The organism is Clostridium sp. DMHC 10, from assembly GCF_001270375.1.
In the GTDB taxonomy this organism is placed as follows: domain Bacteria; phylum Bacillota; class Clostridia; order Clostridiales; family Clostridiaceae; genus Clostridium_S; species Clostridium_S guangxiense.
In genome coordinates, this window is the sequence record NZ_LGVB01000015.1 from 289,711 (window position 1) to 316,091 (window position 26,381).

The following is a 26,381-nucleotide window of genomic DNA, read 5'->3' on the forward strand; positions in this document are numbered from 1 at the left end:
ACAAAAGTTTAAGGTCATATTTAAAATATCAAATGTTTACTAGATATTGACGTTTTTTTATTACAACAGATTTTTAATAAAGTTTCTAAGTTAAAATTATTAATTTGGCTTTATTAATAAATAAAATTTTACGAAATTAACACAAAAATAGGAGGAAAAAGTTATGAAAATTGCAAGAGTTTATGCGAAAGACGATCTTAGGGTGGAAGAAGTTGAGATACCTAAAGTTATAAAATCAGATGATGTTTTGATAAAAACAAAGAGAGTTGGCATTTGTGGGTCTGATGTTCATCTATATCATGGTGAAAATCCATTAGCTGTACTACCAAGAGTTATGGGACATGAAGTTGTTGGTGAAGTTGTTGAAATAGGCAGCGATGTAAAAAATCTTAATGTTGGTGATCATGTTGTAATTGAACCAATTAACTATTGTGGAAAATGTTACGCGTGCCGTCATGGTATGCCTAATGTATGTAAGGATCTATCTGTATTTGGTGTTCATGAGGATGGTGGCATGAGAGAATATTTCACAGTATCTGAAAAACAATGTCATGTAATGAATAAGGATTTGGATTGGGATACTGCAGTATTAACTGAACCATATACGATTGGTGCTAATTCAACAGCTCGTGGTAATGTTGGTGTCGGAGATACTGTACTTATTCAAGGAGCAGGCCCTATAGGGGTATGCATACTTAAATTGGCTAAGATAAAGGGTGCATCCGTAATGATAACAGATGTTGTTGAGGATAAGTTAAAATTTGCTAAAGAAAATGGAGCAGATAGAGTTGTCAATATTGCTAAGGAAGATATTAAAGAAGCAGTTAAAGATTGGACAAATGGTGAAGGCGTAAATAAAGTTATTGATGCAGTTGGATCTACAAAGACATTTGAAGTTAGCTTTGATTTGATATCACCAGCTGGTACAATTGTTGTTTTGGGATTTTCTGAAAAAGCATCACAAATTCCTCAACTTCCTATTACTAAAAATCAATTAACTGTTGTGGGCACTAGACTACAAGCATATCAATTTGCTAATGTCATTCGTTTAATGGAATCTGGAATGTTAAAAAATGATGGATTAATTACGCATAGATTTAAATTTTGATCAAATTCAACAAGCTTTTGATTTTATTAATGAACACCCTGAAGAGGTTAAAAAAATGATTCTTACTTTTGATGATTAGTTAAAATTGCTTTTTGTTTATAAACATCTAAGGTTAAGTGCGGGAAGATAAAGTTAATTTTTGTAAATAGTAAGGAAGGTGTATTAAAAATGCAGAAGAATGGTAATGATACTTATGAAATTGAAACAAAAGAATTGGTTAAAGTTGCTGCAAGTGGCTGGCTTGGAACAGCAATGGAATTCATGGATTTTCAGTTGTATTCTCTTGCAGCTGCTATTGTTTTTAATAAGGTATTTTTTCCAAATGCAAGTCCTGCCATAGGTTTAATAATGTCGATGGGAACATATGGAGCTGGATATATTGCTAGGTTAGTCGGAGCATATATATTTGGAAGAATTGGTGATAAAGTAGGCCGTAGAGCAGTTCTTTTTATTACTATAACTCTTATGGGTCTTACATCAACACTCATAGGTTTCCTGCCTACTTATCAAAAAGTTGGTATATTAGCTCCAATTGGATTAGTTATACTAAGAATTTTCCAGGGTTTAGGTGCTGGAGCAGAAATAAGTGGTGCCGGTGTTATGGTTGCTGAATTTTCAAAAGTGAAAAATAGAGGTTTAATTGGTAGTTTAGTTTGTTTAGGAACTTCATCTGGGACATTATTAGCAAATTTAATTTGGACTGTCATTTTGACGAATATTAATGAAAATGATTTATTTGCGTGGGGATGGAGAATTCCATTCTTTGCATCTTTTATTGTTATGATTGCAGCAATTTTAATTAGAATTTTCGTTAAAGAAAGTCCGGTTATGGCAGAGAAGAAAAAGCTGCTTTTAGAAGAAAGACAGGAAATAGGGAAGAATGGCAAATCAGTTGAGGCTAATAGAAAAGGAAAAAAGAGTTTTTTAGTTGCACTAGGATTACGTTTTGGACAAGCTGGAAATAGCGGTATTTTACAAACATATTTAGCTGGTTTTGTTGTTACTGTCCTTTTGATGCAAAAAACAATTGCAACAGATGCAAATATTATTTCATCTTTAGTATCTTTTATAACTATTCCTGTGGTTGGATATCTTGGCGATAAATTTGGAAGAAGAAAAATATATATGATTTTGTCATTGGCAATGGCAGTTTATTCAATCCCAATGATGATGTTGATTAATTCAAAAAATGTTGTTTTACTGACTATTGCACTGGTAATCGGTTTGAATGTTGGCTGTCAAGGAATATTTGCTTTGGAAAATGTAATGCTAAGCGAATTATTTGGATCAAAAAATAGAGTTACTTTGGTTTCACTTGCTAAAGAAGTAGCAGGAGTTATAGCTACTGGTTTTGGTCCCTTAATTGCAGCTAGTTGGGTATCAGCAATGTCAGGTAGTTGGATTCCAGTTGCTATAATGCTAATTATTTTTTCTTTAAGCACCTTCTTTAGTTCTTATGTTTCTGAAGACGTTACCGGAAGAGATTTAAACGATTTAGATGATGCAATGTAACTTTAGATATATTTGACATGCACATTTTAATATTAATTAATATTTAATTTTTAGCTAAATTGACATATTAAGGAAGTTTGCGTGAAATAAAAAAACTCACATGAACTTTCTTAATATTTTTAGTAATTTGAGGAGTTATAGTATAAGTAGCAAATTATAAGTTTTAACATTTTAAAATATTAAAGTTTATAATTTGTCATTCATAGTATCAATAAATTCTTTAATTTTAATTATGTGGTGATTTTTTATGTTATCATATATTTCATTTTCTGGAATTTCAATTATAGGATTAATTTCCGTCTATTATTGATAATACAGACTTTGATAATGATTTTATTAAACAATAACTAAATTTTCTGCTATATTATTAAAAAACTATGCTATAATTATAACATAATGAGGCAAAGCTAATTATGGATAAGTATTAAATACTTAGTGTTAAAAGGATGGTATTATGAACAATTTTGAGGAAAAAGCACCTAAAGTATATTTAAAGAAATCTATGGTAATAGAACTTATAAGTATAACTTTAAGTATCTTTAATAAGGATGAAGAATGTAAGGGTTTAGTCCAAAAAGTATATGGAAAAACATTTGTGGACGAAGTGACAAGCAAATATAAAAATTTAGAAGTTTTAATAAAGTCTCTTAAAGATGGTGGATATGGAATTTTTGAGTTTTTATATTTAAATAGAGAGTTTGATGACGTTGAAAAATACATAGAAAGCGTAAAGAATACTACAAAAGAATCATTTTTTTATAATTTTTGGGGACTTGAAATAAACGAGGAAAAAATCAAAAAGGTTTTAAAAAATGACAGAAATCTAGAAGAATTTTTTTACGGATACAAATATTTATGTGATGATTTGGATTGCTTTAAATTTATAGTTAATAATAGGCAAGAGTTTTTGGATATGATTTTAAAGTGCACTTTAGAATTTTATACAGATGAATTTAATAAGCTTATGGATAATTTATATGACAGCTATAAAAACGAATTCATAAAATTGGAAAATGAGTTAAAATCAAATGAACCTATTGAAATATCTCAAAACATAATGGGTAGAAATTTTAGAAGAAAAGATCCATATGAAGAATACATATTTATACCATCATATTTTTTAATTGGAAGGTATGTAAGGTATATGAGTGATATTCAGGTTTTAGCATATAAGATGATAGAAAGTGCAGAAGTCAAAGTTGATAAAATGTTTCAAGTACTTAAGGTTATTTCTGATAGTACACGTTTTGAAATATTGAAACTTTTAATGAAGGAACCAATGTATGGTAAACAAATTTCTGAAATAGTAAATTTAACAACTCCAACAATATCACATCATCTTGAATTGTTGAGAAGCGTTGGAATAATAAGTGAAGAAAGAATAAAAAATATTAAATATTTTAGTGCAAACGGCAATGAAATTAAAAAATTTTTAAGTTGGATTGGTGAGAACCTTGATATAAGTCAGCTTCCTCACGCCGAAAATAAGTAGAATATTTTACAGGGAAAAATTAATATAAGTCTGTAATTGCGAAGTTAACATCAGTAAGCTTACTGGTGTTAATTTTTTTGAAATATTTGTGAATACTTCTAATATTATTTATTTTGTATGTTATAATGTTCTATATAATTATGAGGAGCAGAAAGGACAATATTTTTATGAAAATGAAAGATGAATTTTTAAAACGTATAGATCATTTTAAGAGCGAGGAAGCCAAGAATAAAAAAAAGTTATGGATTAATAAGTTTACTTAGATTTGCAGCTTTTATACTTGCAGCATGCTTTACATACCTTGTCATTAAAAGTCTATCTATATTTATGATTTTCGGAACAGTACTATCTTACATATTATTTATATATTTATTAAGTATTCACAGTAAAATATCTTATAATCTTTTAAGAATAAAAAACATGATAGAGGTTAATGAAAAGTACTTAAAAAGGCTTGATGGTACATGGACTTCATTTGAGGACTGTGGCATTGACAAGGTCGATGAGGAAAAACCATATCTTACTGACCTTGATATACTAGGTGAAAAGTCTCTTTTTCAGCTTATAAATACTACAAAAACCTTCTTTGGTAGAGAAAAATTAATAGCAATCTTGAAAAATCCTGATAAGGATATTAATAAAATAAAAGAAAGACAGGAAGCTGTAAGAGAGCTTGGAGAAAAACTTGATTTTACCCAAAAAATTGAAGGCGAAGGTATTATAAATAAAAACACAGTTGAGAATCCAACGCAGCTATTAGATTATGTTGAAAATTTAAAAAGGGCTTTTTCTAGCCCTATAGCTAAAATAATATCATGGGTGGTTCCAGTTATAACAATAATAACGTCTATTATTATTGTTTATTATAAATTAGATAGATATTATGGTTATATAGGATTGTTTTTTACAATTCATCTTCTCATAAATGGAATTGGATATGCTAAGATATCTCCAGTATTAGGACCGATATATAAAAGAAAAAACGATTTAGAATCCTATTTTAATATTTTGAAGCTAATAGAAAATGAGGAATTTAAAAGCCCATATTTAAAGGAGCTCAAAGAAAAACTCATATTTGATGGAAAAAGTGCTAATACAATTCTTAAAGAGCTTACCTCTATAGTTGAAAGAATTGAATACACAAGCAATATAATTGGATATGTAATATTGAGCGTTATATTTTTTTGGGATTACCATAGACTTTTTGAATTTGAAAATTGGAAATCTAAATATGGAAAATACATAAGAGAGTGGCTTGATGTAATAGGAGAGTTTGAGAGTTTATCTAGTCTTTCTGCTGTGTTTCATTTAAATTCAAAGCTTACATTCCCAGAATTCTCAAAGGAACAGCTAGTGTTTTCTGGAGAAGAAATTGGGCATCCATTAATCGATGAAAAAACTAGGATATATAATGATGTTGATATGACAGATAGTATTTTTATAATTACTGGTTCAAATATGTCTGGAAAAACTACTTTTTTAAGAACAGTTGGAATTAATCTTGTTCTTGCATATGCAGGAGCACCAGTATGTGGCAAAAAGCTTACTTGCTCTGTTGTTGATATATATACCTCTATGAGAATAACTGATGATTTAAACAGGGGAATGTCTACTTTTTATGTTGAACTTATTAGAATGAAAAAGATGATAGAAAATATAAAAACAAAGCATCCAATGATTTTCTTAATAGATGAGATATTCCGTGGTACTAATTCGAATGACAGGATAGTAGGGGCAAAAAGTGTTCTTAAAAGTCTCAATGAAAAATGGGTATTTGGACTTATTTCTACTCATGACTTTGAATTATGCAATCTTGAGTATGATGATAAAAACAGAATTAAAAATTACCATTTCTCAGAAAGCTATGAGGGAAATAAAATAAAGTTTGATTATAAACTTAAAAAAGGACGTTCAGATACCACTAATGCTAAATATCTTATGAAAATGATTGGAATAGATATTATAGAGTAACATTATCATTTTCAGATATAATAAAATTTGCAAAAATCAATAGTGTTTTGAAAGATTAAAAATTTAGATCTATCTTTTAATGGTAGGTCTTTTTTTATGGAAATTAATTATAAAAAGCATTATGTAAAGAAAATTCTAGTATACATATAAGGTGATATTATATAAATTATTTATCTAGGAGGATTTTATGTATAAAGAAAGAATATCAGTATTCAAAGTTCTTTCAAATGTTATTTCTATCGGAGCAGGTAATATAGCGAAGTTTGTTTTGGCTATGCTTATACCATCCTTAGTATTTTTCATTATATGCCTTTTTTCGGGATTAATAACTGGCAGTGTAACTATACTATCTGGATTTTCTATAGGTGAAGTTTTACTTTGCATAATTGTATATTTGGTAATGATTTTTGCAATTTGTATACCGCTTAGTGTGGGAACTTATTATATAGCAAGAAATTATCAAGATACACATGAGATTGTATTTTCAGATATACTTGTTTGTTTTAAGAAGAATATGGTATTAAAATCAATAGGATTAAGCTTACTTATGACAATAATACTGATTGTAGGTTATATATTGCTTGTAATTCCAGGTGTAATACTTACTTATATGTTTATATTTGCATTTATCGTTATGATTGATAATCCTAAACTTGGAATTTTAGAAGTTATTAGCTTAAGTGCAAAGCTTTCTAAAGGATATAAGCTTAAAATTTTTGGATACAATATACTTTTAGGGATTATACCTGCACTTGTATATGTTTTGCTTAGAGGGAGTATAGTGGGAATTTTAATATATTTTATAATTTGTTTAGTTATATCAGCTTTCAATTTATTAGGTTTAGGCTTCTTTTATATGGATAGTTTAGACTGGTTACAAAATCAGGTGAAGTAATATTTTGAAACACCATTACGTTACTTGGAACATATAGTTATACAGTATGTATTTTATTTAAATCACTTCTTCAATATTATTATTTCTTTTAAATATAGAGCAGTGCCAATCCTTGACATTGAGTATATTTAGCTATATAATTTAACTAAACATATAAGAATACTATAAATTATCTTATCAAGAGTGGTGGAGGGACTGGCCCTGTGAAACCCGACAACCGGCATTAAAGAGAAATTATTGTGAAACTTAAATTATACATTATAAAAGGATGGAATTGGTAGAGATTTTTATGATGTATAAGTTAATAGTTGAATTAGTTTCACTATTGTATGCACGGTGTTAATTCCTGCAAAGTAATTTGGAAGATAAGAAAATGGTGATAAAAGTCTGTTATAAAAGCTGTTTTCTTTTAAAAGGAAAATGGCTTTTATTTTTGGAGAGGTGAATAATTTGAACGGAAAAGATAGGATAGATATTGTAAAAAACAAAAATTAATTTTGAAAAAGGATATAGAAGGAGAAAAAATTTTAGATATTGGCGGCGGCGGTGAAGGTGTAATTGGCGGTTTATATGGAAAAAGAGTAACAGCCATAGATAAAAGGCAAGATGAACTTGATGCTGCAGCAGAAGGACCGGTGAAAATGATTATGGATGCTTCAGATCTAAAATTTGAGGATAAATGTTTTGATGTGGCAACATCATTTTTTACAATGATGTTTATTGATAAAGATGAACATAAAAAGGTATTTAATGAAATATACAGAGTGATAAAAAGCGGTTCGAGTTTTGTATTGTGGGATGCGGTTATTCCAAAGGAGGATGATGGTAAAAAGGATATATTTATCATAGAACTTGAGATAGATACACCTAATGGTCTAATTGAGACATCATATGGTGTGATGAAAAAAAATAATGAGCAGGATTTAAAGTATTTTAAAAGACTAGGAAAAAAAGCTGGTTTTAAAATTGAAAGTGAAGAACAGTATGATAAGATATTCAAAATCGTATTTAAAAAACCATAGTAAAAAAATTAAGGAAGCCTAAATAAAAGATTTTAACACCTATATTGTCGTTAAAATCTTTTATAAATTATTTTATAAATACAGCATTTGTGTCTTTACAATTTACATTTTGTTTATTATATGTAAAAATTTCTCTCTTTTAAATCTAAAAATATTATAGGAACAACTAAAGATTTTACTTTATCTTTTATTGAGGCTATATCAACGCTTAATATAAGATCTCCGGCCTTAACTCTATCTTCACTTGAGACGTGAGCGGTGAAACCTTCACCTTTTAAGTTAACTGTATCAAGTCCAAAATGAATTAATACTTCTATACCATCACTATTTTTAATTGTAATTGCGTGTTTAGTTGGAAAGATGCTTGTCACTATACCATCGAAAGGAGAAAATACATTTCCATCTGAAGGTATTATTGCAAAACCATCACCCATCATGCGTTGAGAGAAGACGTCATCATCTACAGTATCTAAACTTATTATTTCACCAGATACTGGTACTAAAAAATTTGGTGATTTTTTCATTTTTTTTGTTTGTTATTATATTTTTTAATTTGCTGAACATTTTAATCCCTCCTGATTTTTAACCTAAATTATTTCTGATTTTTAGGATTTGTTTTAGATTTTTTTAAATATTGACTAAATATAACTTCAAATAACATAAGTACATTAGGATAAAAAGAATTTGGTATTTTATTTCTATCATCCATAACGTGCTTATCATATATTTTAAAATTAATAAAGGATAAGCTTGCTAAAGTATTATTTGTTTGATTTGTAAAAGATACTATTTTAATGTTGTTTTTTTGGCAAGTTTTGCAGCGTTTATAATAAAATCAGTTTCTCCGGATTTTGAAACTACAATTAATAATTTAGCATTTTGTGCATTTACATCGTAATTTTCGTATGCATCACTTAAAATACATCGGAAACCAGATATAAGTAATTTTTTATTTATGTATTCTATTATTGGTATAGAAAATCCTTGACCACAGGTATACATTATTTCATGCTTATTTTTTTCAAGTAAGTTTACAAATTTGTTTATATTGTCGATGTCTATTAGTGATAACAATTCATTTACATTTATGCCGAAGTATTCGTTGGTAACATCATTATTTTGCGGAATATTTTTAGCTTTTAGAGTGAAAAATAAATTGTAGTACATATCTAAGAATCCTGAATAACCTAATTTTTTAGACAAATTCATTATAGTTGAAGTGCTTGTATAATGTTTTTTGGCGATTCCCCTTACTCCAATTTTTTTAACAATTTGTATATTATTTATTATGTATATTAATATGTTTTCTTCTATTTTGGTAAGATGGTTTTTGTAAACTATTTTACTTATATCAATTTTAGCCATGATTCAATTCACCTCTTATATAAAGTATATTAAATAATTTTTTTTTTATACAAGAGTGTTGAAAATAAGGAACTGCCATGTGGATAATTACTATATTGGGACAGCTCCTTATTATTATTTTATTATTTTAATTCTGGCCAGTAATCTTTATTTGCCTCGATTAAATCATCTAATATTTTTTTTGCAACGGTTGCATTTGGAACAATTTTTGAAAGTGTAAGTGCTTGCCATAATTTTAAATAAGAGCCTTCAATCCAAGCATCTACAACTAATTTTTCAACAGATACCTGTTCTTCCATGAGTCCTTTTTGGAATTGAGGTATTTTGCCAACAGAAAGAGGTTCAGGACCAGTACTTCCGACTAAACAAGGTATTTCAACCATTGCTGTGCTATCAAAATTTACTATTGCGCCATTGTTTGGAACTATAAGAAGCATTCTTTCTTTTGTATTAAAAGCTATTGCAGTTGCAAGATCAACGATGAATGAAGCATGTTCTTCAACTTCAAGTTTTGAATTTTTAAAAGTTCCTTCTTTAACTATTTTTCTACATTCACTAAATACGAATTTTTCTCTACCGTCCATTACTTCATTAGCTCTTGTGTAGTTTTTATTTGAATGTTCTACAACAAAATCAGGATATAAATAGTATTTTAAATAAGTATTTGGGATTGTTTCTGGATCAAGAGCATATACATCTTTTGCTTTCTCATAAGTTTCAAGCCAACTAGCTTCATCACTTTTACGTTCTTCCTTATTTACAACATATCCATATTTTGAAATATGTTCTTTAAGTTTAGGCATTAAATCGTTACCAGATTTGTCCCTTACATCTGTCCACCAACCAAAATGGTTTAAGCCATAGTAGCGAACATAAAGATCTTTAAGGCTTTTTAGTCCTACTATTTGAGCCATACGATTTTCTAGTCCAACTGGCATATCACAAATATTTAGTATCTTTGAATTAGGTCTTAATCTTCTAGTTGCTTCTGCTACTATTGCAGCTGGATTTGAGTAGTTAAGCATCCAAGCATTTTGAGAGTATTTTTCCATATAATCAAGTATTTCTATAACTCCGCCGATAGATCTCATTCCATAAGCAATTCCTCCGGGTCCACAAGTTTCTTGTCCAACTACGTCATATTTAAGCGGTATCTTTTCGTCAAGTTCACGCATAGCATATTTTCCAACTCTTATATGTGCCATTACAAAGTCTATATCAGTAAAGGCTTCTTCAGGTTCTGTAGTAGCCTTGAATTCAATTTCAGGAGCTTTTTCTTTTAGAATTATTTTGCAAGCTTCTGCTACAATATCCTGTCTCTCTTTATCGTTATCGTATAATTTCAGCTTCCTTATTGGAAATCTTTCTGAATTATCGAGAAGCATTAAGACTATTCCAGCGGTAAATGTACTTCCTCCGCCAGCTATTGTTACTGAAAATTTTTTCATAGTATTTCCCTCTTTCTATCTTATTTTTATATATAACAGTTCTAAAAATAAAATTTTATATAATTAAAACTGAATACTGACTGAAATTTTTAGTTATTATCAAGGTATTTATCTACCTTATTTCTTATATTACTTACTTTAGGACCATATATTACTTGAATGTTATTACCATTTTTTATTACTCCAGAAGCACCTGTGCTTTTCAATGTAGTTTCATTTATAATACTTGGGTCTTTGACATCTACTCTAAGTCTTGAAAAACAATTGTTAACAGTTTCTATGTTAGTTTTACCACCTAATGCTTCAACAATTGTAAAGGCTATGTCGTCACCTTTTTCATTTGTGCTTTTAGTAGATTTATTTATTTTAGCTTTATAATCAGCCTTTGTGTGAAGTTTAACGTCTTCTGCAGCATCTTCTCGACCAGGAGTTTTTAGATTCATTTTCTTTATTAAGAAAGTAAAAAGAAAATAAAAAACAACTATTTCTATGAGACCTACAAGTATAAATACAGGATATCTCGTTTTAGATATTCCTGCGGGAAGATTATAAGCTAAAAAGTCTATCATTCCTCCAGCTGCATAGCATCTTGCTCCAAAGATTACTGCTACTGTTTGAAACAATCCATCAAATATAGAATATATCACCCATAAGATAGGAGCTACAAATAAAAATGTAAATTCAAGAGGCTCAGTAATTCCTACAAGAAAAGAAGTTGCAGCAGCAGGTATAAGTAGGGCTTTTACTTTTTGTTTATTTTGTGGTTTTGCAGTTTTGTAAAAGGCAAGTGATGCACCAATTAATCCAAACATTTTGACCATTCCATATTGAAGATATTTTGCAGATGGATCAAATAGTTTGGAAGATGAGTTACCTAATTCCGCTAAGAATATATTATAGGCACCATAGTATGTTTTGCCAGCAATTGTTAAGGTGCCACCTATATTTGAGTAAGAAAATGGAGTCCATATTAGATGATGAAGTCCTGTTGGAATGAGGACTCTGTTGAGGAAACCATAAATAAATACTCCAATATAACCAGAAACATTAATAAAGTTTGTAAGACTGTTAATACCAATTGCAATAACAGGCCAAATGTAACTTAAAATTATAGCGAGAACTAGAAGGATTGGTACTAGTACTATAAATACAAATCGTGTGTTGCCATAAAACGAAAATGCACCAGGAAATTCAGTGTTGCAAAATTTATTATGAATAATAGCTATTAGGATTCCTAAAATTATTCCTAAGAACACACCCATATCTATTACTTGAAAACCAAGTATGACGGTTTGACCAGTCCCATATAAGTCTGAAGTGGCTTTATATTTTACGAGCTTTCCTGTGAGTTTTAACCATTGATTATCTGCCCCAAGAAATACTAAAAAAGAAAGCAGTGATATTAATGCTGATTCAGCTTTTTTTTCTCTTGCAAGCCCCATTGTTATACCAACACAAAGAACTAAACTAAGATTGTTCATTATAGGCCATAAACCACTTGAAATAAAATTTCCTATGTTTATTAAGAAGTTAGTATGACCGACAATTGCAGGATTGCTTAAAATTGATGACAATGCAATTATTATACCAACGATTGGAAGAAAAAGTACTGGAACAATAATTGCTCGTGAAAATGTTTGCATGCCGTTTAATATTTTTTCTTTCATAATTATCCCTCTTTTATAAATATTATTTAACAGGTTTATATTTTTAATAATGCGTTTTAAAAAATTTTAGCAGCTGCTAGTAAATTTTGTTTACTTTTTACAGTTTTAATTTATCAAATATTTTATAAAAAAAAATACTTTTCGGACATTATGAAACTTGTTATGCTTAGTTGTAACATGTTTTAAACGTTTTCTATATTGAAATGTATTTTTTAAGCTATATTTTAAAATATAACTTTATATGGCATATACGAATTTTAAGAGGAAGTTTTTGAAATATTTTTTGTATTAGGCTAAATATAAAAACTTTTTTTTATTACTTTTTTGTAATGAACAATTTATGCTAGGGTAATAAAAAGAATTATTATAATAATTGAAGTTATAATGATTGGAGTTGAAATGTTTATGTTTAAAATTTTTGAAGGAATACTTTAAGAGTATAGTCTTTTGCTGCCGCTTATTTGGACTATAGGAGGATATGAAAATGGAAATACAAGAGTAGAGGCTCTAAAAAATATAAATTTAACCGTAAATGAAGGAGAATTTGAAGTAGTTGTAGGACCAAGTGGTTCTGGCAAAAGTACTTTTCTTCATATTGTTGGAGGGGGTGAAAAGCAGTGGACAAAAATTATCTTGAAGCAATAATGGATATTTTAGGTATAAAGGATAGAAGATTTAAGATCTTATTTTCAAAGTCCAAATGAACTTAGAAATAATTTTATAGTTAAGATTATAGTATTTTTAGTAAGCATAATAGTGGTATCTAGTGCTGCACTTATATATAATTCTTTTAATATATCAGTTATGGAGGGAATAAAACATTTTGGAATTTTGAGATCTATAGGTGAAACTCCAAAGCAAATAAAAAAGCTAATTATTAACATAGATTTATGGAGGATTTTTTTGTAAATAATACATAAATCTTAATCTTAAAATGCATAAATATTTAATTTAAAATGTCATAAAATAACTGGTACAAACTTAAATCGCAGTGCAATTTTCCGTAGGTACGTAGGAAAATGTTACTTAAACTACCGTGTAATGAGAAGTAAAAGTATTGAAGAAATAGTTTAAATAAAATTTTATAAATCTTAGGTAGAAAACTTAAAAAAACCTTAGATGTTTCAATTGTTTAAGCATTTTTCTAGCGAGTTATTGAAACTTCTTAGGCTTTTAAAGTTTTTTATCTTAGATTTATTAATTTTATTCAATATTTTAAGATACTTTTACTTCGCATTATTCTATTAGTATTTTATCTATTGCTAAGCTATTTTCGGATAATAGATTTACAAAATATTTTTTAGATTTAATGACTACCTGTATAACTGGACGAAGAGGAAAACCCTTATTTTGCATAATTACTTTTCCTTCAATGCCATTTGTAAGTGAAACTCTAATGCCATTTGGATAACAATATATTGAAGCAGTAAAATCTTTATATATTGTAAAATCATATTTTTGGTTTGTATCAGCAGTTATTTTTTCAATAATTTCTAATGGAAAATATGCATTCTCTCCGTATGTTAAGTTTGCATATTCATCACATATTGATATAATCTTGCCAAATTCATATATTTTATCTTCTTCTAATCCTTCTGGATAACCTTTACCATCTACTCTTTCATGATGATGAAGTATACCAATTGCAGTTGTGGAGGGAAAGTCATTCGTCTTTTTTAATAGCTTGTACCCTGCATTCACATGCTCTTTACCTGGCTTGAATAATTTGCCAACATCATGAAGAAGTGCACTTATGCATAAGTTTAATAGCTTAGAACCGCTGTAATTTTTATTTATTCCAACCATTAATGTTAGTATAGCTACATCAATTGAATGAATCTCTAGATTTAAGCTATCATCTAATTTTCCTATGTTATTAAAAAGAAAGGCGTTCTCGGATAAATTTATGTTTTCAATTAATTCATTGGCGATGCTTTCAATTTCACTGTATTTAATTGCTGCTTCTTTTTTTGCAATTTTAAATTTTTCATTTAATTTTCTTATAATAGTTATTTTTTTAGATGGATCTATAACTTGCTGAAGTGTAAATTCATCGCTGCCATCTTCTACATAAACAGTATTTATGCCCATTTTTTGAATTTTTTTGATTGCAATTTCATTAAGTATTACGCCTTTATTCATGTATAGGATACCATTCGTATTATATAATGCTACAGCTAAAGTTTCTCCATCTAGTTTCTTATTTAGTACGACTAATTTCATAAAGTATTTCGTTATTTGAAAATATTAAAATATTTGTATATTCTAATAAAGTGATAACGACTTTCACCATCCTTTATTTTTATATTTTATTATTGAGTAAATAAATTCAATGCAATTAGAGGTGTAAGCGCTTATAGTTGCCATATTTGTATAGATAGAATTATATTTTTATTGTTATAAAAATAAGAAGATGAAGTTGGCGTGTTAAACATGAAATGACTCCCTAGAATACCTGCGTTAATCATAATTAATGAAGCTTTTGTATAAATATAATTATATATTTATTTTACATAAAATTACTTTTATTAGTTTAAATCTATTTTTAAATTCTCAATAAAAATTCTCACATAAATTATTAATTTACCAACATATTTTTAATAAAATAAAAATTCTACATAAAATTTTAATCTTCTTTTAAAAGATTAACTTTATGGCAACCTGACGATCATGGCATGATTGCTTTAGACTCATGGCTTTGCGCGTCATCTTTCGATGATTTTGCCCATAATTAGCAAAAAATTATAAATATATATTAATAATAGCATTGTTATTACAAAATGTCCATTTAAATTAAAAGCTATTTTATGATGTAGAAATAATTAAAAAAATAATATATAATGAAATTTAAGAGGTAAGTAAACGGTTAACATACTGTTGAAAACGATTTATAAAAAAGGAGATTTAGATATGAAGTATATTCTAGAAAGAGTACAGAAAACATGTGATGAATTAAAAGGTTATGTTTATTCACAAAAAATACCAATAACTAGTTATAAAATTCACGATGGTAATTTTCTTGGAATGAAGGAAATGGATAAAATCAAAGAAGGCTGGCGAGATTTTAAAACAGAAGATTTATGGGGAGGAAGGGATAAACATTCATGGTTCAAAACTAAAGTTGAAGTGCCAAAAGAATTTGCTGGCAAGACCATTGCATTAAATTTTTATACTTTTGAAGAGGGTTGGGATGCAGTAAATCCGCAATTTATAATCTATATAAATGGCAAACAAGTACAAGCATTGGATATTAATCATAGAGAGGTAATGATATCTCATAAGGCCCAAGGTGGTGAGATTTACAATATAGACTTACATGCTTATGGGGGTATGCTTAAGGATAAAAAGGCTACACTTAATGGTGAACTAGTTATTATAGACAGTAAAACAAGAGAATTATACTTTAATCTACAAGTTCCTGCATTGGTCTGCAAAAATTTAGATTCTCAAGACAAAAGAAGAATAGACATGCTTAATGTGTTAAATAGCGCAGTTAATATACTTGATTTTAGAAAAGTATTTTCGGAAGAGTACTATAGCAGTATTAATAAGGCAAATCAATATTTAAAAAGTGAGTTCTATGAAAAACTTTGTGGTGATAGTGATGTTACTGCTACTTGTGTAGGTCATACTCACATAGATGTTGCATGGATGTGGACAGTGGCACAAACAAGGGAAAAGGCTGGAAGAAGTTTTTCAACTGTTTTAAAGCTTATGGAGGAATATCCAGAGTATATTTTTATGTCTAGCCAGCCTCAGCTTTATAAGTTTGTGAAAGAAGATTATCCAGAAATATATTCTAAAATAAAGGAAAAGGTTAAAGAAGGGAAATGGGAACCAGAAGGTGCTATGTGGCTTGAAGCAGATTGTAATGTGACTTCAGGAGAATCTCTTGTGCGTCAAATATTATTTGGCAAGAGATTTTTTAAAGAAGAATTTGATGTCGAAAGTGAAGTACTGTGGCTTCCAGATGTATTTGGATACAGTGCAGCACTTCCGCAGATACTAAAAAAGTCTGATGTTAATTATTTTATGACAACTAAAATTTCTTGGAATCAATTTAATAAAATACCTTATGATACATTTATGTGGAAAGGTATAGATGGAACTGAAATTCTCACACACTTTGTAACAACTAAAGATATATCCGGTCCGTTAAGCGATCATTTTACAACATATAATGGGAATATACATCCGGAAGCTATTATGGGAGCGTGGGATAGATACCAGCAAAAGGATATAAATGATGATGTTCTTGTATGCTTTGGCTATGGAGATGGTGGCGGTGGAGCCACATATGAGATGCTTGAAACTGCAAGAAGATTAAATAAAGGAATTCCAGGGTGTCCTAAGGTTAAAATGGGGACTTCGAAGGATTATTTTAAAAGAATTGAAAGTAAGGTTAAGGATAATAAAAGGCTTCCAAAATGGGTAGGCGAATTGTATCTTGAATATCATAGAGGAACATATACTTCAATGGCAAGAAATAAAAGAGATAACAGACTTAGTGAAAACATTTATATTGCTGCTGAAAAGTTAAATTCTATGGCTGCATTTTTGAATAAAGATTATTGTAGTGAAAAATTAAATAAGGGTTGGGAAAACATACTTCTTAATCAATTTCATGATATATTACCTGGTTCATCCATAAAAGAGGTATATGAGGTTACAAATGAAGAATATAAAGATATAATAAGTTCTGGTAAGGAGGTTTTAAAAGATTCAGCTGAATTTATAGCATCAAGGATAGGATTAAATGAAAAATCAGTTGCGGTGTTTAATTCATTGTCTTTTACAAGAAGTGATATTTCTAAGTTTGAAGTTCCTCTTGATATAAAAAATCCAGCTGTTATTGATGAAAATGGACTGGAAATAGTTTGCCAGAGAATTCCACAAAATAAAGCTATTTTCTTTGCAGATAGTGTCCCTGCAAATGGATATAAAGCTTATTCTGTAGTAGAAGCATCAAAAGACAATGTATTACCTGAAATATTATCTAGTACTAGACTAGCAGAAAACAAATTTTTTAAGATTGCATTTGATGAAAATGGAGAAGTAAGCTCATTATATGACAAGAGAAATGAAAGAGAGGTTATAAAGGTAGGTTCATTAGGAAATGAACTTCAGGCATTTGAGGATAAGCCTATGAATTTTGATAACTGGGATATAGATATATACTATTCGGAAAAGATGTGGAAGGTCAATGATGTATCCAGTATAAGTATTGTAGAAAATGGATCTGTTAGAGCAGCTTTAGAAATAAAAAGAAAGTTTGTCGATTCAACTATAGTCCAAAAAATATATATTTATAGAGACATCGCAAGAATTGACTTTAATAGTTATGTTGATTGGAAGCAATCTCAAGTTCTTCTCAAAGCAGCATTTCCAGTTGATATTAATTCAAGTAAAGCTACTTATGATATTCAATATGGAAATATAGAAAGACCAACGCACGAAAATACTTCCTGGGATATGGCTAGGTTTGAGGTTTGTGGACATAAATGGACTGATTTATCAGAAGATGGTTTTGGCATAAGTTTGCTAAATGACAGCAAATATGGATATGATATAAAAGATGGTATTATGAGACTTACACTTATAAAGAGTGGGGTAGATCCCAATCCTGATGCAGATAAAGAAGAGCATTTTTTTACCTATTCACTTTATCCTCATAAAGGAGATTGGAGAGAAGGAAATACTGTCCAAATGGCATATATGCTTAATAATCCTCTTTATACTGTTTTAGAGGAAAAGCATGATGGGATTTTACAAAGAGAAATTTCTTTTGCAAAAAAATTGATAAAGATAATGTAATAATGGAAGTTATGAAAAAAGCAGAAGATAGTTCTCATGTAATAATAAGAGTATATGAGTGTTATAATAAAAGAAGTAATGTAACTATGAAATTCTTTAAGAATATAGAAAGCGTATGTGAGTGTAATTTAATGGAAAGATATTTGAATGATGTGGAGTTTATAGGAAACAAAATTATCTTTGCAATTAAGCCTTATGAGATAAAAAGCTTTAAAATCAAGTTTGACATTTAAGAGCATCTTTGGTAACATATAAAAAATAAATAATTAAAGGCTTTGAAGAGAAAGAGTAGGTTATCTAGGGTTTCTACAGAGAAATTCCGTTGTATATAATTCACAAATTCTAATGCAGTCTGCTTTTTAAGTTATCATAGGGCTAAACAAATTTAGCATTGATAATTTAAAAGTTATAATGCAAGAAATTTAGCGTTATATCTTGGTGAGAGGAAAATGAAAACAGGATATTCTGAATACGTCTCTGAGCTTAACACTGAAAATATTAGGTGTCTACGGAAGCTTCAACCGTTAAAATGATAGAGTATAAACAAAGTGGGAATACTGCAAAACTTAAATTAGTTATGTTCCAAAATCTAAATATTCAAGAAATTTTGGGGTATATATAGTTTTTAGTTGAAATCGGTTCTACTATTTATTGTTGTACTTGAAAAGAGATTAATATTGCGAAATATTAGTAAATTAAGGTGGTACCGCGGGAATATAACTCTCGTCCTTGTGAATTTTTCATGAGGACGGGAGTTTTTTATTCATAAAATTACCTGCAATTTTTAAATTAGATAAAAGTAATTTGGGTAGTTAAAAAAATATATAAAGGTGGTAATAAAAATGTTAAGTGTAAAAGATCAAATAAAAATTATAAATAAAGGAACTGTGGAAATAATAAACAAAGAAGAACTTGAAGAAAAACTAAAAAAATCTATTGAAGAAGGAAAACCTCTTACAGTAAAATTAGGACTTGATCCTACAGCACCAGATATACATCTTGGGCATGCAGTGGTACTAAGGAAGATAAAGCAAATGCAGGATTTAGGACACAGAGCTGTAATAATTATAGGTGATTTTACTGGAATGGTAGGAGATCCAACTGGAAAATCAAAAACAAGAAAGCAGCTTACAAGAGAAGAGGCAGTGGAAAATGCAAAAACTTATGAAAAGCAAGTTTTTAAGGTGCTAGATAGAGAGAAAACAGAACTTAGATTTAATAGTGAATGGTTATCAACATTGAGTTTTAAAGATGTAATAGAGTTGGCATCAAAATACAGTGTCACAAGGATGCTTGAGAGAGAAGATTTTAAAAAGCGTTTTAGTAATCATATAAGCATAGGCATTCACGAGTTTTTCTATCCTTTAATGCAGGCATATGATTCTGTTGCAATTAAAGCTGACATTGAAATAGGAGGAACTGATCAAAAGTTTAATGTGCTTATGGGAAGAAATCTGCAAAGTGAATATGGTGAGGAAAAACAAATTGCACTTTTTATGCCGATTCTAGAGGGAATAGATGGGGTAGAAAAAATGAGCAAAAGCCTGGGAAATTATGTTGGAATAAATGAAGATGAAAATACAATGTATGAGAAAATAATGAAGATACCAGATAATTTAATAATAAAGTACTTTGAACTTGCCACAGATATACATCCAGATGAAATTGATAATATAAAAAATGATCTTAAAAGCAAAAATCCAAGGGATATAAAAATGAGACTTGCAAAAGAAATTGTAAAATTGTATCATGGAGAAAAAAATGCAGTTAAAGCAGAAGAACACTTTAAAACAATATTTCAAAATAATAGCGTACCTGAGGATATCAAAGAAATAAAAATTGACAAAGATGAAGATATAATATCCTGTATTGTTAAAGCAGCGTTTTCAAATTCCAAAAGTGATGCAAGAAGACTTATAAAACAAGGTGCAGTAAAGGTAAATGGAAATAAGGTATTTGACGTTAATTTATGTTTGAAACAGGACGATATATTGAAGGTTGGTAAATCAAAAATTGTTAAACTTATTAAATAGAATTGCAAAAAATATGAGATTCAAAGGATAGATTGTAAAAAAATTATAAAATTCTACTCTTATATGGTATAATAATCATATATTTATGCATACTTATTGGGGAGGGGGATAATGTGTGGGTAGTGTTATGATAAGGGATATGAATAGCGTTCAGTTAAAAAAATATATAAAAAACACTAAGGAATTAATAGAACAGCAATTAGAGGAATACGTAAAACTTAATAATGAAAAATTAATGGATAATGAGCAGATAAATAACTTGAGAAAAAGAGCCTATAACATTAAAGAAATTTTTGAATATGTAGATTGGGCTAACAGTAAAATGCAAATTAATGAGAATATAGCCGCAAGCATAAAAACAATACCAAAGCGCGGAGAAATTTGGACCTGTCAGTTGGGGAAGAATATAGGCTCGGAAGAAAATAAAGTAAGACCAGTAGTGATTATACAGAATAATACAGGAAATGAAAAAGGACCTACAACAATAATAGCCCCAATATCAAACAGAAGAAAAAAAATAGCGGCGCATATAGAAATACGGGAAAGTGATTACACGCTTGTAAAGGGAGAGGAAAATAAAATTACAGGTACTGTTTTATGTGAGCAGATAAAAGTTGTATCAAAGGCAAGGCTTGGAAGACATATTGCGACATTAAATGATGAATTTATCAATAAAATATTGAATTTAAAATTAAAGTTATCTATAGATGTTTAATTTGTTGGTTTAGGTCATATAATAGAAAATTTATATAAAAAAATGTTGATTAAAATTCAAATTAGTAATATAATAACTTTGTGAGTGATTTACATACCTAGTCTTGTCTAGGAGATTATATCCCATATTTCTTTTATCATGTTATCATACCTGGCATTGGCCGGGAGACTATATATCATATAATACCATTAAAAATGCTTCCAAAGTGCAATCAATGATTACATTTTGGAAGCATTTTTTATTTATATTAAATTATCATATAGTTTGTAGTTCTACAAAAAAGCTTATTTTATTTTCTTCGCAGCTAGCGTTTATTTTTCCGCCATGAAGATCAACTATACTTTTTGCAATTGCAAGCCCAAGACCGCTTCCACCAGTTGAAGTTGAACGGGATTTTTCAATTCTATAAAATCTTTCGAATATTTTTTCTAGGTCGTTGTGGTTAATGTGATTTCCTTCATTTTGGATACAAAATACAGCATAAATATCTTCTCTGTAAAGTTTTATAGTTATTTCACCTGGTTTTACACTATACTTTATTGCATTAGTAATTAGGTTTTCAAATACTCTTAATATTTTATTGGTGTCTACATCTACAATTAATTTTTCTTTTGAAATTTCTTTTACTAGCTTTAGATTATTTTCATCAAATATAGGAATCATTTCTTCTATAAGCTGTTCTATAAATTCATTTAATGCAACACATTCCCTGCGAAGCTTTATATTTTCGTTTGTAAGTTTTGTATATTCGAATAAATCTTCAATAAGTATTTTCAATTTTTCTGATTTATTATAGGCTATATTTAAGTATTCCTCCATTTGAGATTGATTTTCATATTTTTTATTTTTTATTAGACCAAGATATCCCATAATGGAAGTAAGAGGTGTTCTTAAGTCATGCGATACATTAGTTATAAGCTCACTTTTAGCCTTTTCAGCATTTCTTTCCCTTTCAATCTTAGAATTAACCTCACAAGCCATGTAATTTATGTTAGTTGATAATTTTGAAAGCTCATCATGGCCTTTGGCATTTACTCTATAGTTTAAATTTCCTTTGGATATTTCAATCAAGCCACTGGATATTTCCTCTATATATTTCATCTTTTTTCTAGTGAATAAAAGAAATAATACTATAAAGGATATTATTCCTAAAATTATGGATAATAAACCATCACTGGAGTGACTGTATACAATGACACCTTGAGGAATACCATTTACTATTAAAAATCCCTTTTTATCCTTTAAATTAACAGGATAGAATGAATAAAATTCCTTGTTATAAGCATTAGAAGTATATTTACGATTGGTAGAATCGTATTCCTCTAAAAATTTGTTGGTGGAATTCTTAATGACATCATATAAGTTTATCTTTTTTAAAAAGGAATAGGGCTTAGAATTAATAATTACATTTCCCTGTAAATCTGTTATTACTGCGTTTAAATGAGAATCCTCATATAGGTCATCCATAACATTTTGTATATTAGATGAGGAGCTATTTTTACTATAAATATTATTGAGTTTATCTGCGGCTTTTTTTTGTGGCATTATCTATTTTTCTAATTCCATAAGTGTACTCTATGCTTGCATTTTTTTTTTTTAGCGGAAATTGAATTTAAAATTCCGTTAAATAAAAATCCAATTACTATAGATAAAAAAATGAAAGTACAAATACAAAAATAAGTTCCAGCCTTAAACTTCTTCTTGCAATACTCCACAACTTTATAACTGGGCTTAAGAGGACTTTTAATGGTGGAAAGTTAATTTTCAATTTTATAGCCTACCCCCCAAACAGTTTTTATATATATCGGCTTTCGTGGATTTTGCTCTGTTTTTTCACGAATTTTTCTTATATGAACCATTACTGTATTTTCAGATTCCATAAAGGATTCCTTCCACACGATTTCATAAATTTTTTCTATACTGAATACTATGCCTCTATTTTCGGCTAAAAGTCTTAAAATATCAAATTCCCTAGGGGTAAGTTTTATATCTTTATTACCTACTTTGACCTCATGAGTATTGACATTTATTATTAAGTCATCAACCTCGATGAAACCATTTTTACTATCTGGTTTTTTGAATTCATTAAGTTTTAAATAACGTCTTAATTGAGACTTAACTCTTGCAACAAGTTCAAGTGGATTAAATGGTTTCGTAATATAGTCATCAGCTCCTGTTGTTAATCCCATTATCTTATCTATATCTTCGCTTTTAGCTGAAAGCATAATTATAGGGGTGTTTTTTTCTTCACGTATTTTCATGCAGGTTTCAATACCATCCATTTTAGGCATCATAATATCAAGCAATATTAAATCAATATTATCATTATTTAAAATATTAAGTGCTTCTATGCCATTTTCTGCCTTTAAGGTTTTATATCCTTCATTTTTTAAATATATATCAATTAAGTCTCTAATTTCTTTTTCGTCATCCACAATAAGAATTGTTTCTTTTTCCATGCGATAAATCTCTCCTAATCAAATTTGAAAACAGGTTTTGTAACTGTTTCAACTAATAATATAGCACATAATATGTCTAAAAGCACATGTTGCTTCAAGAATAATGTTGAGAGTATTATTAATATACTTATAGAGTATGTTAATAATTTTATATATTTGTTTTGCAGATTTAATTCTGTTATAGATTTCATTATTATATAACATCACAATAAATGAAAATTTCTTTACATTTTTAAGTCGGTATAATTTAGATTAATTAAAATAACTTTTCTTCATTTTATTATAAAGTTTAATTAATGGTTTACATATACTATTTGAAATTGCATTTCCCATTAAGAAAGCTAAAGCGATTATTATTAAATTAATTATTAACAATAATATAAGTTAAATTTTTTAGTTTATTATATAATAATGTTAGTGGAATAGCTAAAATTGCTTTGTTGTTGTAAAATAAATTATCATATAGCAATAAAAATTTATTCTTATAATCGATCCAATACTTTGGGTTTGATTTCAATGAAATTTCTTTTTTTAGATAATTATCGAGATAATCTTCATTTCTATGAGAAAGTATCTTAATTGTATCAATAGATATGTATATTCTAGAATTATTTATAAAACCACTATTATTATCTAGAAATAGGCTGTATAAATAATTTGGATCTATATCAATACAAAGAAAACCTAACATTTTTTTATTTTTATCAAATATCTTTGTCATAAATGTAATTACACCAAGTTTTTCATCATAAATGTTTCGGTTGTAATATTCTGCTGTATAGTTATCCCGGATGAACCAAAATGAATTTTTTTTGCTTGAAATAAAATTGTTTATATCCTTATTATACCTTAGCACAGTTAGAGAAGGGTAATATGATACACTTTCTGATAAATATTCATTTCCATAAGAATTGATTAGAACAACCCCTAGTATTCCTGAATAAGAGTTTTTGGGCAAATTTAATACAGAAGTAATATCTGTATTGTAATCATTAGTTCTTAAAACCTCTAAAACTGTGTTATTTTCCATCAATAAATTTGAGGATTCTTGAATAAGCTTCATATACGTGGAAACGTTATCAATACTTTGAGAAAAACTATTTGAAGCTAATGATATGAAATTATTTGTTATAAAAAACTTTAATGCTATATACGAAGTGATGCTAATTATAATGGAACTTATGACTAATATTAGCATAATAGTGCCCTCAATTTTAAGTTTCAAATGCTTAAACATAGAATTATCCCCTACATATCTTAATAATTAAATTATAATAATTTTATTATAGATTACAAATATCTATGCTAAAAGAAAAACAATTTAGTAAACGTTTTAACAGCATTGTATACTTTTATACTAATTATACCTATGATAACATTAAAATATCAAATCCGGATTTTGAAAAAATGAAGTTGGGGGAGACTTTAATGAAAAAGAGAATTTTAAGTTTACTTATGTGTTCTATTGTTATTGCAACTACTTTTGCAGGATGTGGAAGTACTAGTAGTGATAAAATTAATGGACATAAACAAGTCACAATAAATGTTGGTATGTGGCCACAGGATAATGATAAGGCAGGGCAAGCGCTATGGAAGGGTTATCAAGCTAAGATGAAGAAAAAGTACCCTTATATAACTTTAAAACCAGATAGATATGAATTTTCTCCAGATACTTTTATGCCAAAAGCAGCCAGTGGACAGCTACCTACGGTATATTATGCATACTATACTGAAGCAAATAAAATTATGTCTGCAAATTATGCAGCAGATATAACAAAATATGTTCATGAATATGGATATGATAAAGCATTAAATCCTACTATTTCGAAAATATATCAAAGTAATGGAAAGTATTATGGACTTCCTTATGATGGTTATGCTTTAGGCTTGTATATGAATATGAATTTGTTCAAAAAGGCAGGACTAGTAGATAGTAATGGGCTTCCTAAATATCCTAAAAGTTTTGATGAATTAGCTCAAGATGCAGTAATAATAAAGCATAAAACAGGTAAAGCAGGTATGTTCATTCCTACAAAAGACCATGTAGGAGGATGGCAGTTTGTTCAATTAGCATGGAATTTTGGAGCACAATTTGAAAAGAAAGTGAATGGAAAATGGGTGAATGGAATTAATAGCCCAGAAACAGTTGCAGCTCTTCAATACGTAAAGGATTTAAAATGGAAATACGATGTATTATTACCTAGTACATTATTAGGTTGGGATGATTGGATTAAAAATTTTGGAACTGACCAAGTGGGAATGGTAATGGCTGCTCCAGATGCAATTATCAATCCTGTAAATGATTATAAGATGAGTAAAGATGCTATAGCTATGGCATCAATACCTTCTGGATCAAGTGGACAATATTCATTACTTGGAGGAGATGCATATCTAGTTGCACCTAATGCTACAGCTGATCAAATTGATGCTGTATTTAAGCTTTTTCAAGTAATGGGATATACACCAAAGGCAGATACAGAATCACTTTCTGGTTTGGAATCAGATTTAAAGTCAAAAGCAAGTGTTAATGAACCTACTGGTCTTCCAGGTTTACCAGTTTGGGTTAACAAAGATAGAGTAGATGCTCAAAATAACTTATACAAAAAATATAGAAATGTAAATTATGATTTGTTTAAACCTTATTACGATAGTGCATTTAATAATGTTAAAGTTGAAGAACCATATAATACACAAGATTTGTACGGAGTTTTAGATTCTTGTTTACAGGTTGTTTTAACAAATAAAAATGCAGATCCAAAATCAGTTCTTGATAAAGCAGCTAATGATTTTCAGACAAGATTTCTTGATAAGGTAAAATAATTATTTTAAAAGGAATAAAGTAGTGTATACTTTGTTCCTTTTAAACAGGATTAAATTTGA

The 26,381-nt window shown here is 28.7% G+C and carries 15 protein-coding genes, 4 pseudogenes and 2 riboswitches; of the genes and pseudogenes, 11 read left to right on the forward strand and 8 right to left on the reverse strand.

Annotation, left to right across the window (positions count from 1 at the left end):
• Nucleotides 1-163: 163 nt before the first annotated feature.
• The 6 genes from AGR56_RS03385 (at nt 164) to AGR56_RS03410 (ending at nt 8,000) form a co-directional block, all read left to right on the forward strand.
• A complete protein-coding gene (locus AGR56_RS03385) occupies nt 164-1,108 on the forward strand; it encodes a zinc-binding alcohol dehydrogenase family protein (protein WP_242851280.1) in 945 nt (314 codons plus the stop codon).
• A 168-nt stretch (nt 1,109-1,276) separates the two neighbouring features.
• Complete coding sequence (locus tag AGR56_RS03390; RefSeq protein ID WP_053241143.1) at nt 1,277-2,620, forward strand: MFS transporter; 1,344 nt, start codon at nt 1,277-1,279, stop codon at nt 2,618-2,620.
• A gap of 454 nt (nt 2,621-3,074) precedes the next feature.
• The gene (locus AGR56_RS03395) at nt 3,075-4,112 is read left to right on the forward strand and encodes a winged helix-turn-helix domain-containing protein (protein WP_053241144.1); all 1,038 of its coding nucleotides are present in this window, start codon (nt 3,075-3,077) and stop codon (nt 4,110-4,112) included.
• 420 nt (nt 4,113-4,532) lie between these two features.
• Nucleotides 4,533-6,083 carry a MutS family DNA mismatch repair protein gene (locus AGR56_RS03400; RefSeq protein ID WP_242851281.1) on the forward strand — a complete coding sequence of 517 codons (1,551 nt, stop codon included), beginning with the start codon at nt 4,533-4,535 and terminating at the stop codon, nt 6,081-6,083.
• 187 nt (nt 6,084-6,270) lie between these two features.
• The gene (locus AGR56_RS03405; protein ID WP_053241145.1) at nt 6,271-6,978 is read left to right on the forward strand and encodes a hypothetical protein; all 708 of its coding nucleotides are present in this window, start codon (nt 6,271-6,273) and stop codon (nt 6,976-6,978) included.
• Between the two features lie 171 nt (nt 6,979-7,149).
• Nucleotides 7,150-7,350: riboswitch (SAM riboswitch) on the forward strand.
• A gap of 125 nt (nt 7,351-7,475) precedes the next feature.
• Nucleotides 7,476-8,000, forward strand: coding sequence for a class I SAM-dependent methyltransferase (locus AGR56_RS03410; RefSeq protein ID WP_053241146.1), 525 nt, complete (start codon nt 7,476-7,478; stop codon nt 7,998-8,000).
• Nucleotides 8,001-8,067: 67 nt separating this feature from the next.
• On the opposite strand, the pseudogene AGR56_RS03415 reads toward AGR56_RS03410, so the two are convergent.
• The 4 genes and pseudogenes from AGR56_RS03415 to AGR56_RS03430 all read right to left on the reverse strand — a co-directional run bounded on the left by AGR56_RS03415 (nt 8,068) and on the right by AGR56_RS03430 (nt 12,480).
• Nucleotides 8,068-8,564: pseudogene (locus tag AGR56_RS03415) on the reverse strand (PTS glucose transporter subunit IIA).
• A gap of 28 nt (nt 8,565-8,592) precedes the next feature.
• Nucleotides 8,593-9,365, reverse strand: a pseudogene (locus AGR56_RS03420) (MurR/RpiR family transcriptional regulator).
• A gap of 122 nt (nt 9,366-9,487) precedes the next feature.
• Nucleotides 9,488-10,813, reverse strand: a complete 1,326-nt coding sequence (locus AGR56_RS03425; RefSeq protein ID WP_053241147.1) for a 6-phospho-alpha-glucosidase — start codon at nt 10,811-10,813, stop codon at nt 9,488-9,490.
• Nucleotides 10,814-10,902: 89 nt separating this feature from the next.
• Nucleotides 10,903-12,480, reverse strand: coding sequence for a PTS transporter subunit EIIC (locus AGR56_RS03430; protein ID WP_053241148.1), 1,578 nt, complete (start codon nt 12,478-12,480; stop codon nt 10,903-10,905).
• Between the two features lie 447 nt (nt 12,481-12,927).
• Here AGR56_RS03430 and AGR56_RS03435 point away from each other — a divergent pair.
• Nucleotides 12,928-13,116, forward strand: a pseudogene (locus AGR56_RS03435) (ATP-binding cassette domain-containing protein); the annotation flags it as partial.
• Nucleotides 13,117-13,716: 600 nt separating this feature from the next.
• Here AGR56_RS03435 and AGR56_RS03440 read toward each other — a convergent pair.
• Complete coding sequence (locus tag AGR56_RS03440; RefSeq protein WP_084756853.1) at nt 13,717-14,703, reverse strand: HD domain-containing phosphohydrolase; 987 nt, start codon at nt 14,701-14,703, stop codon at nt 13,717-13,719.
• A gap of 429 nt (nt 14,704-15,132) precedes the next feature.
• A riboswitch (cyclic di-GMP riboswitch) is annotated at nt 15,133-15,216 on the reverse strand.
• Nucleotides 15,217-15,390: 174 nt separating this feature from the next.
• Here AGR56_RS03440 and AGR56_RS03445 point away from each other — a divergent pair.
• The 3 genes and pseudogenes from AGR56_RS03445 (at nt 15,391) to AGR56_RS03455 (ending at nt 21,042) form a co-directional block, all read left to right on the forward strand.
• Nucleotides 15,391-18,527: pseudogene (locus tag AGR56_RS03445) on the forward strand (alpha-mannosidase).
• A gap of 609 nt (nt 18,528-19,136) precedes the next feature.
• A complete protein-coding gene (gene tyrS, locus AGR56_RS03450; RefSeq protein ID WP_053241151.1) occupies nt 19,137-20,327 on the forward strand; it encodes a tyrosine--tRNA ligase in 1,191 nt (396 codons plus the stop codon).
• Nucleotides 20,328-20,454: 127 nt separating this feature from the next.
• Nucleotides 20,455-21,042, forward strand: a complete 588-nt coding sequence (locus tag AGR56_RS03455) for a type II toxin-antitoxin system PemK/MazF family toxin (RefSeq protein ID WP_198150078.1) — start codon at nt 20,455-20,457, stop codon at nt 21,040-21,042.
• A gap of 255 nt (nt 21,043-21,297) precedes the next feature.
• On the opposite strand, the gene AGR56_RS03460 is transcribed toward AGR56_RS03455, so the two are convergent.
• The 3 genes from AGR56_RS03460 to AGR56_RS03470 all read right to left on the reverse strand — a co-directional run bounded on the left by AGR56_RS03460 (nt 21,298) and on the right by AGR56_RS03470 (nt 24,738).
• Nucleotides 21,298-22,587 carry a HAMP domain-containing sensor histidine kinase gene (locus tag AGR56_RS03460; protein ID WP_053241153.1) on the reverse strand — a complete coding sequence of 430 codons (1,290 nt, stop codon included), beginning with the start codon at nt 22,585-22,587 and terminating at the stop codon, nt 21,298-21,300.
• A 212-nt stretch (nt 22,588-22,799) separates the two neighbouring features.
• Complete coding sequence (locus AGR56_RS03465; RefSeq protein ID WP_053241154.1) at nt 22,800-23,501, reverse strand: response regulator transcription factor; 702 nt, start codon at nt 23,499-23,501, stop codon at nt 22,800-22,802.
• Between the two features lie 361 nt (nt 23,502-23,862).
• Nucleotides 23,863-24,738, reverse strand: coding sequence for a cache domain-containing protein (locus AGR56_RS03470; RefSeq protein ID WP_053241155.1), 876 nt, complete (start codon nt 24,736-24,738; stop codon nt 23,863-23,865).
• Nucleotides 24,739-24,929: 191 nt separating this feature from the next.
• Here AGR56_RS03470 and AGR56_RS03475 point away from each other — a divergent pair, with 191 nt between their 5' ends.
• On the forward strand, nt 24,930-26,321 hold the full coding sequence (locus tag AGR56_RS03475) for an ABC transporter substrate-binding protein (RefSeq protein ID WP_157055653.1): 1,392 nt from the start codon (nt 24,930-24,932) through the stop codon (nt 26,319-26,321).
• The last annotated feature ends 60 nt before the right edge of the window (nt 26,322-26,381 follow it).